At 35.3% G+C, this 15,757-nt stretch carries 7 protein-coding genes; all 7 read left to right on the top strand.

What is annotated here, in order from left to right; genetic code table 11:
* The first annotated feature begins 1 nt into the window (after nt 1).
* The 7 genes from P0092_RS20215 to P0092_RS20185 are packed head-to-tail and all read left to right on the top strand — an operon-like array spanning nt 2 to nt 15,736.
* The gene (locus P0092_RS20215; RefSeq protein ID WP_004618602.1) at nt 2–1,348 is read left to right on the top strand and encodes a B12-binding domain-containing radical SAM protein; all 1,347 of its coding nucleotides are present in this window, start codon (nt 2–4) and stop codon (nt 1,346–1,348) included.
* A 34-nt stretch (nt 1,349–1,382) separates the two neighbouring features.
* Nucleotides 1,383–2,987, top strand: a complete 1,605-nt coding sequence (locus tag P0092_RS20210) for a PfaD family polyunsaturated fatty acid/polyketide biosynthesis protein (protein WP_004618603.1) — start codon at nt 1,383–1,385, stop codon at nt 2,985–2,987.
* Between the two features lie 35 nt (nt 2,988–3,022).
* Nucleotides 3,023–3,787 carry a thioesterase II family protein gene (locus P0092_RS20205; RefSeq protein WP_004618604.1) on the top strand — a complete coding sequence of 255 codons (765 nt, stop codon included), beginning with the start codon at nt 3,023–3,025 and terminating at the stop codon, nt 3,785–3,787.
* A gap of 39 nt (nt 3,788–3,826) precedes the next feature.
* Nucleotides 3,827–4,984 (top strand): SDR family oxidoreductase, encoded by a 1,158-nt coding sequence (locus P0092_RS20200; protein WP_004618605.1) that lies wholly within the window; start codon nt 3,827–3,829, stop codon nt 4,982–4,984.
* Entirely contained in the window at nt 4,981–6,660 is a 1,680-nt protein-coding gene (locus P0092_RS20195) for an HAD-IIIC family phosphatase (protein WP_004618606.1), read from the top strand. Before P0092_RS20200 ends, P0092_RS20195 begins: the two co-directional genes overlap by 4 nt.
* Nucleotides 6,661–6,697: 37 nt before the next feature.
* A complete protein-coding gene (locus tag P0092_RS20190) occupies nt 6,698–6,946 on the top strand; it encodes an acyl carrier protein (RefSeq protein ID WP_158498412.1) in 249 nt (82 codons plus the stop codon).
* A 21-nt stretch (nt 6,947–6,967) separates the two neighbouring features.
* The gene (locus P0092_RS20185; RefSeq protein ID WP_004618608.1) at nt 6,968–15,736 is read left to right on the top strand and encodes an SDR family NAD(P)-dependent oxidoreductase; all 8,769 of its coding nucleotides are present in this window, start codon (nt 6,968–6,970) and stop codon (nt 15,734–15,736) included.
* The last annotated feature ends 21 nt before the right edge of the window (nt 15,737–15,757 follow it).

Below are 15,757 nucleotides of genomic sequence, written 5' to 3'. Positions count from 1 at the left end.
AATGAGGTTACTTTTAGTTCAGCCACCAACAATTAAAACTGCTTCTCATTATGATAAGTTATTTATACTTGAGCCTCTTGCGTTGGAATATGTAGCTGCAGGACTAATGGACGAGCATGATATAGAGATATTCGATATGAGAGTTGATAAGGATTACACTCTGAAAAGCAAAATAGAGGATTTTAATCCCGACGTTATTGGATTTACATCATTGACTGTAAATGTTAACACAGTAATAAGACTTTCAGAAGAAGTGAAAAAAAATTATCCTAATATTATTATTTTAATAGGTGGACATCATGCCTCGGTAAGTGCCAAGGATTTTTATAAACCATCTATTGATGCCATTATGATTGGTGAAGGTATTGAAACAATGAAACAATATCTAAATACACTTCAGTATGGCGGGGATATTGAACAAATTGACGGAATGGCTTTCAATAAGAATGGTGAATTTATTAGAAATAAAAATAGAGCTTATCCGGCTTTAGAAAGTTTTAAGTTTCCAAACAGAAATTTAACTAAAAAATACAGACATATGTATTTTACGGAGGAGTACAAGCCACTTGCTACTATACGTACCTCAAAAGGTTGTCCGCATAGATGCAAGTTTTGCTCCTTATGGAAGGAATCCGGCGGAAAATACATGAAGCGTGAAATAGAAAGAATAGTTGAAGAGCTTAAACAAATAGAAGAACCATATGTCTTTTTCGCTGATGATGAATCATTTATAGATATGAATTACATGGATCTTTTAGCAGAGGAAATAAAAAAATCAGGAATTAAAAAGAAATACTATACTTTTGTAAGATCAGATACATTTATCAAGCACACAGATTTAATGAGGAAGTGGGCTGAAATCGGACTATCAAAGGTACATATGGGAATTGAATCACATCGAAGCAGTGATTTAGATAATTGGAATAAGAAAAATACATCAGTTAACAATGTAAGGGCTGTAGAGATTGCCCATGAAATGGGCATAAAAGTAACGGCGACTATAATTATAAGTCAGGATTTTGTGGAACAGGATTTTGATGATATGTTGGAGTTTTCTAACACATTAAATTTTGACAGTATAATGTACACTGTTCTTACTCCTCTTCCAGGCACTGAATTGTATGATGAAGTTGAAGATCAAATGATATCGAAAAATTATGACTTGTTTGATATGAGCCACACTCTGCTTCCTACAAAATTGGAATTACACAGATTCTATAACGAATATGCTAATTTATATTTAAGAAGTACTAAGAACAGCCATAAAGAAAAGGTTCATGGAGAATACTCCAAGACAGACCTCAAGGATTTGTATTTTAATATCAAAAAAGCATATCTTGACCATTAATATTACATTAGATTGAAAATGGAGTTGAGAATCTATGAGTTTAAATAATCAATTTTCTTTATGGATTTATCCGGAACATTCAGAAATAGAATTAGAATCCGGCCAAGAGCTGATAAGAGATTTTACAAAAAGTATTTTTATTTATGAAAAGCACGGAAGGCTTTTTGTTACCAGTGAAGGAAGAATATCCTTAAGTGAGGCTGAAGGATATTACAAACTGGTGGCCTACGACTATGATTACAAAAACATAAGCATTGGTTCCCAAGAATTTATGGAGGAGCACAATGTAAAATATCCCTATGTTTTAGGTGGAATGGCTCAAGGAATAGCATCTGTAGATATGGTTGTCGCCGCAGCAGCAGATGGGTTTATGGGCTTTTTTGGAACCGGGGGCATGGTTGTCTCAGAAGTGGAAAAAGCCATAATTGAAATAAAAGGCAGAATAGGAAGCAACGGAGTGTTTGGGGTAAATATGATTTCAGCTAATCCTTTAAAGGATGAAGAAATGATAAATTTACTGCTGAAGCATGATGTTAAAAGAGTTGAGGTAGCAGGAGCGGTAACACTTACACCTGCAATAGTTGAATACAGGCTTAGAGGTGCTTACAGGGAGAATGGAAGAGTAATAACTGAAAATAAGATTTTTGCAAAAGTATCAAGGGAAGAGGTTGCAGCACAATTTATGTCACCTCCACCGGAAAAGATTATAAAACTGCTACTGGAGAAGGGGCGAATTACCAGCCAAGAAGCAGAACTGGCTCAAGAGATACCGGTGGCTGAAGATATAATTGCAGAAGCCGACTCAGGAGGGCATACAGATAACCGTCCTGCTTTGGTATTGTTTCAAAACATGGCTATACTTAGAGTTCAAATGATGGACAAGTATAAGTACAAGCATGGAAGAATAAGAATAGGCGCAGCAGGAGGAATATGCTCACCATATACCATATTGGCAGCTTTTACATTAGGGGCTGATTTCGTTATGACCGGTTCTATAAATCAGAGTTGTGTTGAAGCAGGAACTTGCGATGAAGTTAAGGGAATATTATCACAGATTTCAATGAGTGATGTTGCCAATGCACCTTCGGCAGATATGTTTGAAATGGGAAGCAGAGTTCAGGTAATGACCAAAGGAGTAATGTTCCACTTAAAGGCCAACAAACTGTATGAAACATTTAAAAATTGCGCCAGTATAGAAGAAATAGACCATAAGACAAAAACTTATCTGGAGACTAAGGTATTTAATGATACTTTAGAAAATGTATGGAATAATACCAGACAATTTTTCTTAAACACGGACCCTGAAATACTTAAGAGGGCAGATAAAAATCCTAAGTTGAAAATGGCATTGATTTTTAGAAGTTATCTGGGTCTTTCATCAAAGTGGGCACAAAGAGGCGAAATGGACAAGAAAGCTGACTTTCAAATCTTTTGCGGGCCGGCTATGGGAGCTTTTAACAGATGGGTAAAGGGTACTTATCTGGAGGAACCTGCAAATAGAAAGGTTACTAATGTAGCAAAAAACCTGATTTACGGCGCTATGTATCTTAAAAGATTGAATTATTTAAAAACTCAGTGCAGTAAGATAAATCTTGATAATTTTCAAATTACACCAAGCCGTATATGGTCAGAGTTATAAAATTATCAATAACTGCTCAGAAATGGTGAGAAATAATGAGAAGAAAAGAGAAAGTTGCAATTATTGAAGGTAAAAATAAATTTGCATTAAGGTTTTTTTCAGAAGATGAAACTAAGCCGTTAATGTTTTGCTTTCCTTTTATCGGAGGCACCTCAACTGCTTTTAGAATGCTGTCACAAGCCATTTCCCACCTAGTCAATATTGTGTCCATTGATCCCCCCGGACATGGAGTTGTAAATGGGGAGTTAATTTGCGATATGGATAAATTAGTGGAAATATACTATCAAGGAATACTGAAATACGTGGACAGGGATTTCTATATTTTGGGGCACAGTTTAGGCGGAATTATCGGATATCTTTTAGCAGTTAAACTTGAAAAGGCAGGAATAGCTCCTAAAGGTATATTTATTAGTGCATCGACTTCTCCAAATAATATTTCAAAGGAAGTAGAGAGTACCGGTATTTTTGAAACTAAAGAGGGCATAAGAGACGGTTTGATAGAACTCGGCGGTAAATATGAGCAATTGGGTAAGAGTAATAGTATATTTTTTTATTCCTATATGAAGGTCATAAAAGCGGATTATAGTTTGCTCAAAAGCTTTAAAGAGACTGAAGAATTGTTCTTAAAATGTCCCAGTCATATAATTTTCAGTCACGACGATGATATGGTTGAGCCCGGATATATGGAGGATTGGAAGAATTATTGCAAGATATGTGAGCTTGTAAAGGTTACTGGAAATCACAATTATATTGTGAACAATTCTAAAGAAGTGGGAGAAGTAATTGCAAGCAGGCTGTAAATCAAAAATAACTATATTAATCAGATAGTGGTGATAGCTATGAATTTACCTGAGGTTGGGGAAAAGTATAAAACCAGTTTTACTATGACAAAAGATATGGTTATGGATTTCAGAAATTTCTCCGGAGATGATAATCCGATACATGTCTCGGAAGACGGTGCATATAGTTATGGGTTTCAAAACCCTGTATGCCACGGTGCGATTCTATTATCAGAGATTAGCAGAATTATAGGCACTGAATTACCCGGTTACGGTGCTTTGTGGTCAGATTTGAACATTAGTTTTATGTCTCCGGTATTTTGGAATGAGACCGTTGATATAGAAATTGAAATAATACAAAGAAGTGAAGCTGTAGGAGTTGCTAAACTTCAGATATTAGTAATGAAAGGTACTAAAAAAGTATTATCAGGAACGGCAAAGGTTATGTGCCTGAATAAAATAAACAGGAGTCTGCCTATGTTAGAAATATCTAAAAGATGTGCTTTAGTCACCGGAGGTTCTGGAGGAGTGGGACTTGAAGTAACAAAAGAACTGCTAAAAGAAGGTTATAATGTAGTAGTTTTGTCCAGAAAAGAGTCTGTGGAAATAAATAACCTCCAAAAAGACTATCTCGGAAAAATACGAAATGTATTATGTGATTTAAATAATCTATCGCAGTTAAGAGAGTTAATTATAAATGTAAATAAGGAATTCATGCCTATCAATATAGTAATCCATGCTGCCAGTCCCGTTCCCAATAAGATAAGTTTAGGAAGCAGCATTAATGGAGTACTGGACGAATATATTAATGTTTATATAAAGAGTTTAATCGAAATTCTGGATGTCTGCGCAGCTGGAATGAAGGCTGCAAAGTATGGAAGGATAATAAATATTGGTACGTCATATATTTTAGGAACTCCACCTTTGTCCATGTATCCCTATATAGTTGGAAAAGAAGCTCTTTGGGGTTTGACAAAATCTTTAGCAGCCGATATGGGCAGATATGGGATTACTGCTAATATGGTATCTCCTTCAATGATGATTACGGATATGACTACAGATATATCGAATAGTGTTAAATATGCTGAATTGCAGAAAAATCCAATGAACCGTTTAGCTGAAGTATCAGAAGTGGCAAAAACCATATTATTTCTTAGTGGGGAAGGCGGTTCATTTATAAACGGTACTAATATACCAATTACGGGAGGAGGAATATGAGTAAAGGGAAAATAAAATTTTCGCTGGTATCTGATTTTACTATAAATCCCCTTCACGCAGCACTAAAAAAACAATTTGCAGAACAGAATCTGGAGATTTTTATTCATCCAATAGACCAGGTAAGGCAAAGCATTGATGAAATATGCAGTGCAGAGAGTGGAGAAGAAGAACATATAGTAGTTTTATGGACAAACCCTCGTCGTCAGATATATGAGTTTGTCAATTTGTGTACACAAAATAAATTCGATATAGAGTTAATCTTTCAGCAGGTAGCGGAATTTTCAGAGTATATAAGGAGGGTTTCCAGAACTGCCAAGCTGGTTATAGTGCCTATCTGGACAATAGACAGCAGCTATAGAGGAAACGGCATTTTAGACTTTAAACACTCAGCGGGTATTTATAATATATTAATGCAAATGAATTTAAAGCTTTCAGAAAGCTTAGATGATTTAACAAATGTTTTTTTATTGAATACAGAACAGTGGATTAAGCTTTCAGAAAAGGCTGAAGATGAGAAGTTGTGGTACTTAGGTAAAATCCCATTTACTCAGAGCATATTTACTCAAGCTTCGGAAGATATAAGAGCAGTGTATGATGCAGTAAAAGGCAGAGCCAAAAAGCTTTTAGTTCTTGATTTGGATAATATTCTTTGGGGAGGAATTTTAGGAGAAGATGGAATGCAGGGCATACGGCTGGGGGGAATAGATTACATAGGAGAGGCCTTTACAGATTTTCAAAAGCATTTACTGCAGCTGAAAAATAGGGGCATTCTTTTAGCAGTGTGCAGCAAAAATGACGAAGTCACAGCTATGAATGTCATTGAAAATCATTCAGAGATGATTTTACAAAAGGAAGATTTTACAGCCTTCAAAATTAATTGGCAGGACAAAGCAAAAAATATAAGTGAATTGGCTTTGGAATTAAATCTGGGTTTGGATTCAATAGTTTTTATTGATGATAGTCCTTTTGAAAGATCAAGAGTAGCCAGTGAGCTTCCCCAAGTTCTTGTTCCGGAATGGCCGGAAGACCCTATTTATTACGTTCGTGCCTTAAATAGTCTCAAGTGTTTTGATAAGGCAGCCTTCAGTTTAGAGGATAGCCATAGAACGGATCTTTATAAACAGGAACAGGAAAGAAAAAAGTTGGTAGAAGCCGTTGGAGATATTGAAGGATGGCTGTACCAGATAGAGCTTGAGGTTAGCTATGAATTTATAAATGAGAATAATTTAGAAAGAGTTTCACAGTTATTCAATAAAACAAACCAGTTTAATTTAATCACAAGAAGAATGGGGCAGTCGGAAATTATGTCCTATTGTAATAAGGAAAACTCATCAGGGCTTGCATTCTATGCCAGAGATAGATTTGGAAGTTATGGGCTGATTGGATTCTGCTCATTTGATATAAATCAATCAGATATTATATTAAGAGATTTTTTACTTAGTTGTAGGGCTATGGGAAGAGGTATAGAAAAATCTATGCTTTATGTAATTAAGGATTTGGCAGTTAATAAGTTTAAAAGCAGCATCAGGGCTCAGTTTATTCCTACTGAAAAAAATAAGGCCTGTGCTGATTTCCTTATAAAAAACGGGTTTATAAAGAGAGAAAACATGTACTATCATTATAAGCTTGATGAAATATGTAATCCTGAGTACATAAAACTGATTAAGAAGAATTGATTGAACTAAATTATTATTAACGAGGTGTTACATGGGTATGGATAGGGATGTTATTAATAGCAAACTAAAAAAGCTATTAACAGATTTGTTAGGAATTGACGAAACTACTCCCGATGAAGAAATAAATCAGGATAGCATAGGAGAGTGGGACTCTTCAATGCATTTAACTATAATTATGGAGGTCGAAGCTCAATTTAAAATATCCTTTAATATTGAACAGGTTACAGCTATAAGATCGTTAGAAGATATACTGTATTATTTGGAACAAAAGCTTATGAAGAATTAGTATCTTTAAGGAGTAATAGGTATGAGAGGGAATTTTAATAAAGGGGATATAGCTATAATCGGTATGTCTGGGATATTTCCTAAAGCCAGGAATTTAGAAGAATACTGGACAAACCTTGAACAAGGATTAGATTGTATAAGTAAAATTCCGCAAGAACGTTGGGACGTTGAGAAATACTATTCAGATAACAAAGAAGAAAGCAATAAGACTTATTCCTGTTGGGGTGGTATTATTGAAAATTCTTATGAGTTTGACCCCATGTTCTTTAATATAGCGCCTAAAGAGGCACCATTTATCGACCCTCAGCAAAGAAAAGCTCTTGAAGTAGCCTATGAAACCATTGAAAATGCAGGTTACAGCCCAACAGGCCTTGAAAATTCAGACACCGGAGTATACTTAGGGGTAATGGGCAGAGGTTATTTTGATAAAGTATTAACATCCAAAACCAATTTGGAAGGACACATGTTTACCAGCAGTCTTCTTGGATTCATACCTAATAGAATATCTTTTCATTTAAATTTGAAGGGGCCGAGTATTGCTATAGATACTCTATGTTCTTCATCACTTGTAGCAATACATGAGGCATGTAAGAGCATTTTAAATGATGAATGTTCTATGGCACTGGCAGGGGGGGTATACATACATTTTTCAGCACAGCATTATATGCTGCTGAGCAAAATGAATGTGCTGTCTAAGGAAGGCCGTTGTAAAACCTTTGACGAAAATGCCAACGGAATTGTATCAGGCGAAGGAATAGGCATGTTACTGCTCAAGCCTGTTGAAAAAGCAATAGAAGATAAAGACAATATACATGCTGTAATAAAAGGAGCTGTGATTAATAACGATGGCAGGTCCTCAAGATTTACAACTACTAATGCTGAAGCTCAGGTAGATATGATTTCTAAGATATTTGAAAAAACTAATATAAATCCTGAATCAATATCTTACATTGAGACTCATGGTACCGGAACAACCATCGGTGATCCTACGGAAATTATGGCATTGAAAAAGAGCTATACTAAGTACACTGATAAAAAAGGCTTCTGTGCAATAGGTTCTGTAAAGTCTAACATTGGCCATTTAGAGCCTGCGGCAGGTGCTGCAGGATTAATAAAAACTGTTATGGCCTTAAAGAACGGTAAAATACCTCCTACGTTACATATAAATAAGGTAAACCATTTTATTGATATAGTTGATTCACCTTTTATAATAAATGATACGCTGACTCAGTGGAATGTAAAGGGAGTAAAAAGAGCCGGGGTAAGTGCCTTTGGCATGGGTGGGACAAATGCTCATATTATTCTTCAGGAAGCGCCAAATGTAGAGAAAGTTACCAGTGAGGGAAAACCTAATATTTTTTGTTTTTCAGCAAAAACACAGAAGGCTTTAAAAATGCTTTCTGAAAGGTTTATAACATATTTATCTGAAAAAGAAGCTGTGTTTAACGAAGTCTGCTTTACTTCCAATATAAGCAAAACAGCTTTTCGTTATAGAGCAGCCTTTGTTGTTGACTCAAGTGTACAGCTTCACGATAAATTGATAGAAGCCTCTGAAAGCTTTACAGAAGGTTTAATTACAAACTCTTCTGCTGACTATTTTATTAATAATAGCCGTGTGGATAAGAAAAAGATTGTTTTTGATTTAAGCGGGCAGATAAGAGAAGAATATATAGATGATTCTGTTAAAAATATTCACATAATTAAAGAGGAAGTTGTAAGCTGTCTGTCTATTATTAAGGATAAAAGCTTACAAAACATTTCATTTGAAGATAGTTCGTCTTTAGAACAATTATTATGCAAATATTTATATTTCAGAATTCTCATGAAACTGGGAGTTATACCTTCCACCATAATATATTGTGACCAAAAGGATTTATATGTAGCTTCTGTATTATTGGGTATTAGTTCTTTTGAAGATACAGTCGAAAATATTATAGATAAAAAGGAAATAAGCTTTGATAAAACATTAAAGGCTTCTAAAGAACGCCTTTTTGATTTATGCAAGGCCGACCAAAGGGAAGAAGCAAAGTGTAAAAACGATTTTATTATTACAGTTCCTTCGGATGAACTGTATAAATCAAGTTCTTGTTTTTACAGTTCATTAGCATTTTTATATGTTAATGGCATAGATTTTAATTGGACAAACTTGTATATGAATGAAAATATATATAAAACTGAGTTGCCCACATATCCTTTTGAACGTAATACATACAGGCTGGATTCGGAGGAAAAGCAGCAGGAACAAATTGAAGAGCCCACAGGAGTTTTATCGGAGCTGAAGGAACTTTATAAATCCTTTGATTGCGGGATTTACTCTATAAATTTCAATGAAAAAGATATCACTTTCTATACAGATCATAAAGTTCAGGAAAATGCTGTTCTACCGGCAGCTGCTTACTTGGATGCCGTTTATAGGGCAGGACAGAAGTTTTATAATAATTGTGTAAAAGAAATCAATGACTTTGTTGTTTATAAACCTCTAATCGTAAAGGCAAAAACACAGCTGCATATAAGGCTTGATAAAAGCGGAAATACAACAAACTTTTCAATATACAGTTGTGTTGCAGACTGTGAGAGCCACCAATGGCAGGAACATGCCAAAGGCAAATTAAAAACCGTTACAGACAGGGACAGTATTGATAATGCTTTGGAAGCATTGAAGCTAAACACGGCTGGTGCTTTAAATATTGAAAGTTTTTATAACTATTTCAGTTATACGGGTATTAACTACGGTACAAACTTCAAATTGCTCAATAGTGTTAAAAGGAATGATACAGCTGCATGGTCACAATTTAACTTAAATAATCTTGATAAAAAAGTCAGGGAAGCTTTTGGGCTGCATCCCTCAGCTTTAGACGCTGCTTTTCAGACTGCTGTAAGTCTTATTTATGATAGAGTTGATAACCAAGGTGAACCGTTTTTACCTTTTTATATTAAGAACTTAACTATTTTTCAAAATGAAATAAATAAATCACAATATCAGGTAATTGCTAACGGACAGTTAAATGATGAAGGCAGCTTTAAAAGCAATATTTCCATATTATCAGAAAGCGGAGCCGAACTTGTGCAGGTAAATGGTTTTTGCTTAAAGAGAAGTACAGTAAAAACTGTAAATAAAGATTCAGACTCATATCCTTTGGGATTACTTGAAAATCTCGAAGTACCAAGCTGGGTTATTAAAGATAAAGATTTTGTAAAAGAAGAAAAACTTGAGGGAAGGTACTTGCTCTTTGACGCAGGGGATGAGTTTTCTACAAAACTTAAAGAGTTATTTGCAGAGAATCAAATTGAATTTATAAGAGTATTAAAAGGTGGTTCTTTTCAAAAAATCTCAGAAGTTGAGTATACAGTCAGGCCCGGTGAACAGGAGGATATAAGGCAATTATTTACATATACAACAAGAGATTTTTCAAAGCATAACGGAATATTGTACTTATGGATGCTGGAACAGAGACTGAAAATTACCTGTGAAAATATTGATTCAATATTGAAGGAAGACATATTTGCCATTTTTATATTATTAAAGAATATAGCTAGCATTGCAACAGGAAAAATAGAAAAATTTATTGTTGTTACTGAAGAGGCTTGGAAAATAGACGAACAAGATGCAGTAAGACCGGAGTGCAGTTTAATCTGGGGCTTAATGAAGGTAGTCCGTAAAGAATTTTTAAGCATGAACAGTATGGTAGTTGATATAAATAAAAATAATATAGAAGCTTCAGCATTAAATATTTACAAGGAACTAAGCTGTAAGGCTTTAGCACCTGAGGTTGCCTACAGAAATTGTCAGAGGTTTGAATTTAGTCTGAAAAAGGCTGACAAATGCGAGTTTAATCAGAGCCGTAAGCTGAAAAGTGAAGGAACATATTTGATTACAGGTGGTGCAGGAGGAATAGGGCTTTCATTGGCAGAAAATATTGCCATCAGCTTGAAAGCTAATATAGTTCTCTTAGGCAGAAGGAACTTTAGTGAACTCAGCAAAGAACAGCAAGAAAGGATACAGGGGCTTAGAAGCCAAGGTAATAAAATTGATTATGTAGTTGGTGATGTAAGAGACTATGACTCTATGAGGAATGCAGTCAACTCCATAAAACAGAAATATAATACAATTGATGGAATTTTCAATACGGCAGGAGAAATAAGAGATTCCCTGCTTAAAAACAAGTCAATAGAAGACTTTAATGCAGTACTGGCAGCAAAGGTAAAAGGAACTGTAATACTTCAAGAATTATTTAAAGAGGAAAAAATAGATTTTATAATGCTTTTCTCGTCAATATCATCAATGGAAGGTATTTTAGGACAGTGTGATTATGCAGCTGCTAATGCATTTATGGATGGTATGGCAGAGAGTCTTACTTATGGAATCCACTGTTTATCAATAAACTGGTCCTATTGGAATGCGGGAATGGGGGCAGGGTACGAAAATATTGCCTTAAAGCGGGGGTACAGAGTTCTAAAGCCTAAGGAAGCGGCTGCGGCAGCATTGCATCTGGCTACTTTAAATATAAGAAGAGCTGTTTTAGCAGATAAAGTAAAGGATGAAGAGCCAATTGTCGATACCGAAATGTCAGTGCAGAAAGCCGAGGACTTGGAAGGGTATTTAATAACTAAGCTGTCAGAGCTGCTGGAATTACCTTTGGAATACTTAGATACAATAACAAGCTTTACTGATTTGGGTATGGATTCCTTGTTGGCAGTTAAATTCATAGAAATTATTAATACGGAGTTAGAAACTGAATTAGACGCAACAGAAATATTCGATTATCAGAATGTTACTAAGCTGGCAGGCTATATTGCAGAAAAAAGTAGCGCCCAACAGGTTATTACAGCTGAATTAAAGATAAAAAATACATCAGAATTAACGTATGTTCCGGAAGACAATACAGTTCAAGAAAGTATAAGCTTTAAAGTGTACAGCTTTTTAAAAGCTAAGTTATCAGAAACTTTGGAAATACAGGAAGATTTTATTGATGACTATACAAGCTTTATGGAGCTTGGAATGGACTCAATTTTATCAGCTAAATTCGTAGAAGATATAGTTTCAGTTTTAAACATAGATATAGACCCTACTACAGTATTTGACTATCCTAATCTGGAACAACTTTCAAAATATATCATAGAAGAGTTTAAAGATGAAGTTTTAAAGCTTGACTATTTAACCTGCAAAACCCACCAAGAGGCTTTGGAGTGCTCTGCACAAGAGGTTGCTTCGGCTCTTATTACAGGTGATAATACTTCAGAAGTTAATGAGCAAGATATAGCAATTATAGGTATGGCCTGTAGATTTCCCAAAGCAAGAAATATCGAAGAATTTTGGAATAACCTTGCAAATGGGATAAGCGTATCAGAAAATTACCCAGAGGATAGGATAGATGACAGCCTCGAAGTATATAGAAGTAATGATTTTAAGGACCGTGCAAACAGTCTATATGGAAGTTATTTAGACGAAATTGATAAATTTGATTCATTATTTTTTGAAATATCACCAAAAGAGGCTGAACTTATGGACCCGCAACAGAGGGTTTTACTTGAGGTAGTATGGAAGGCCTTTGAACATGCTGCCCTTTCTAAAAATACCTTGTCAGGCTCTGACACAGGTGTATTTGTAGGTGCATGTATAACTGAATATATGAAATATATAAAAGAATACGAAGCATTAATGGGGACAGGCAATGAGTTATCTATTCTATCTAATAGAATTTCATATATATACAACCTTAAAGGGCCTAGTCTTACAGTAGATACAGCTTGTTCGTCTTCCCTTGTTGCATTGGATTTGGCATGTGAAAACATTTTGGCAGGTAAATGCAGCATGGCTGTAGCAGCCGGTATTAATCTTATTTTGACTCCAACCTTCTCAATAGTTTTTGAAAAAGCAGGAATGCTAAGCAAGGATGGAAGGTGTAAAACCTTTGATGAAGGGGCAAATGGGTATTTGAGAGGCGAAGGAGCAGGAGCAGTTCTGTTAAAACCACTGAAAGCTGCTTTAGAAGACAAGGATAATATTTTAGCGGTTATCAAAGGTACTTCAATAAATCAGGACGGGCATTCAAATGGACTTACTGCGCCAAATGCTCAGTCTCAAACGGAAGTTATTCTCAGTGCTTGGGAAAAGGGTAATATTGACCCCAGAACAATATCTATGGTGGAGGCTCATGGTACAGGTACAGCCTTAGGAGATCCTATTGAAGTTAAGGCCTTAACTAAAGCTTTTAGAAACTTTACCAAAGATAATTCCTTTTGTGCAATAGGAAGTGTAAAAACTAACATTGGACATCTTGAACCGGCGGCAGGTATTTCAGGCATAATAAAGACAGTATTGGCCTTGAACAAAAAACAAATACCGCCCATATGCAATTTTAATAAACTGAATAGCCTGATAAATCTGGTTGAAAGTCCTTTTTATATCAGTGATAAGCTTATACCCTGGAAAAAGGAAGGGGATATTTCAAGGCGAGCTGTGGTAAGCTCCTTTGGCTTTGGCGGAACCAATGCTCATGTAGTTTTGGAAGAAGCACCTGACAAAATAAAGGATACGGAAAATGGGTGCATTGCTCATGTAATACCTTTTTCAGCAAAGAATACAGATGCGTTAACTACAAGCCTTCAGGCTTTAAAGAAGTACTTATCAGTTAATACAAGTATAAGCTTAAAAGACTTAAGCTATACCTTGTTTGCAGGAAGAGATCACTACCCATACAGAATTTCTTATATTGTAGAAGACATTAATTCTTTGATAGAAAAAATAGATGCTACCATTAATAACAGTTTATATATAAACAGCATTAAGCCGGTGTCAAAGGATTACAACAGGCGTAATATAAAGAGTGTTTTTGATTTAAGCCGTTTAGCTTCATTATATGAAGGAGGCAGCAATATAGACTGGAATGAATACTTTAAAAACCAGTGTGCTTATAAAATTCCTTTACCGGAATATCCACTGGTAAGAAAAAGTTACTGGGCAACGACTAAAGCTGTACAAGAGAAAAGGTATACTTTCATAAAAAAATACTTGAAGGAAAAACCATTAATACCTGTAGAAAATGAAGAGAACGCCATATACATATTAGTTGATGAAAATAATGATGTTATAGAAAGGCTTAGAACGGAATTTGAAGCCTTGAGAATAACGTTTGTATTAGTTGGGCTTCACAATATAGGCAGTGTTCTAAGTAAGAGCAATGCTGACAGCTTTGCAAGCATTAAAATAATTTGTTCGAGTATATTCGATAATCATGGAAACAGTGAGGACTACACATACAAAAGTGTTCTTACACTGTTTAATATTACACGATATCTGTACGACAATAACATTAATAAAAATATAGAATTAATAAATGTTTCAAGGCATCAGGAGGAAAGCAGAAGTGCGGATATAGCTGCCGGAGCGGCGGCATCAGCTTTTTGCAGGATAATACCATATGAATTTCCAGCCTATAAATCAAAGAGCATTATTTTAGGCAGAAATTATAATATCGTAGATTTAATAAAGGAAGTTATTGAAGCAGACCAAACAGAGTGTGTTTATCTAAAAGATGACCGCCGATTTGTTGAAGAATACAGGAAAATTAACCTGAGCGATGAAGGTGAAAACGTTATCGGTGAAAGCAGTCCGACGGTCATAGTAACAGGAGGCCTTAGCGGAGCAGGTTTTGAGATATGCAAGCAGTTAATAAATAATAAAAAAGCAAGGTTAGTTATTACCGGAAGAACTGAGCTGGAAGCAAGGAAGGCTGACAATATTTCAGAAAAACTGGCAAATCTTAATGAACTAAGGGTACTTAGTCCGGATGTAAGCTATATTAAAGCTGACGTCAGTGACTTTTGTGAAATGAAGAGGGTATTTGAATATACTTCCTTAAAATACGGAGAGATAAATGGGGTAATTCATTGTGCAGGGATAATAGACAGTGAGCATATTTCAATTAGGTCAAAGAGTGAAGAGTCCATTAAGAAAGTTTTACTTCCTAAAATCAATGGAACGTTAAATATAGGTAATCTGGCTGTAGGGCATAAGGTTAAAAAAGTAATTTTATTCTCATCACTGGCGGCTTTAGCGGGCTTTACGGGAGTGGGTTTCAGCGATTATGCTGCGGCTAATGGGTTTTTAGATGCATATTCCGAATATATGAGCGAGAAATCAGACTGTAAGGTTATATCTGTTAATTGGCCTGTTTGGTCTGAAACAGGAATGTCAAACAGGGGGTTAACAACAAAGGAAGGGTATAGTATAAAAGCTGAAAACGCAGTCAGAGCCTTTGAAGAAATATTCGAAAGCGGTTTTAAAGGAAATATCGCAATCGCGGGTACAGAAACGGAAAAGCTCATAAGCCAATTAAATGACAAAAAAGCAATAAAGCCTGCTGAAGAGAAAAAACAAGTTAAAGTTAGGGTTAAATCACCGACTTCTGATGCAGATGCTGCTCCAAAAAAATTGATAAAAGAATTACTCATGGATTTATTAAAGCTGTCAGAGGAAGACATTGATTACGATGTGGATTTTAGTGAATATGGTATAGATTCTATATCCTTGGCGGATATGCTGGGGGGGATAGAAAAATATTACGGAAAACATTTTGAGCCATCTATAATTATTGAATATCCTAATATTAACCAGTTAGGAAAATATCTCGGGGAAAACTTCAGTGTAGAAGAAAAATTGCAAGTGGATAAATCTGATTTAAGTACGTTGGTAAGGACTGAGGTTCTTAAAATGCTTTATGAAGGAAAATTAACCGTAGATGAAGTTTTAGAATATATGATGGATAAAGAGACAGCGGGCAATTATTAGCTTGAAAATGTGAGGTATTAT

It is taken from the genome of Ruminiclostridium papyrosolvens DSM 2782, from assembly GCF_029318685.1.
GTDB classification, from domain to species: Bacteria; Bacillota; Clostridia; order Acetivibrionales; family DSM-1351; genus Ruminiclostridium; species Ruminiclostridium papyrosolvens.
Note: the sequence above shows the minus strand (reverse complement) of the source record. Positions and strands in the feature narration are given on the sequence as shown.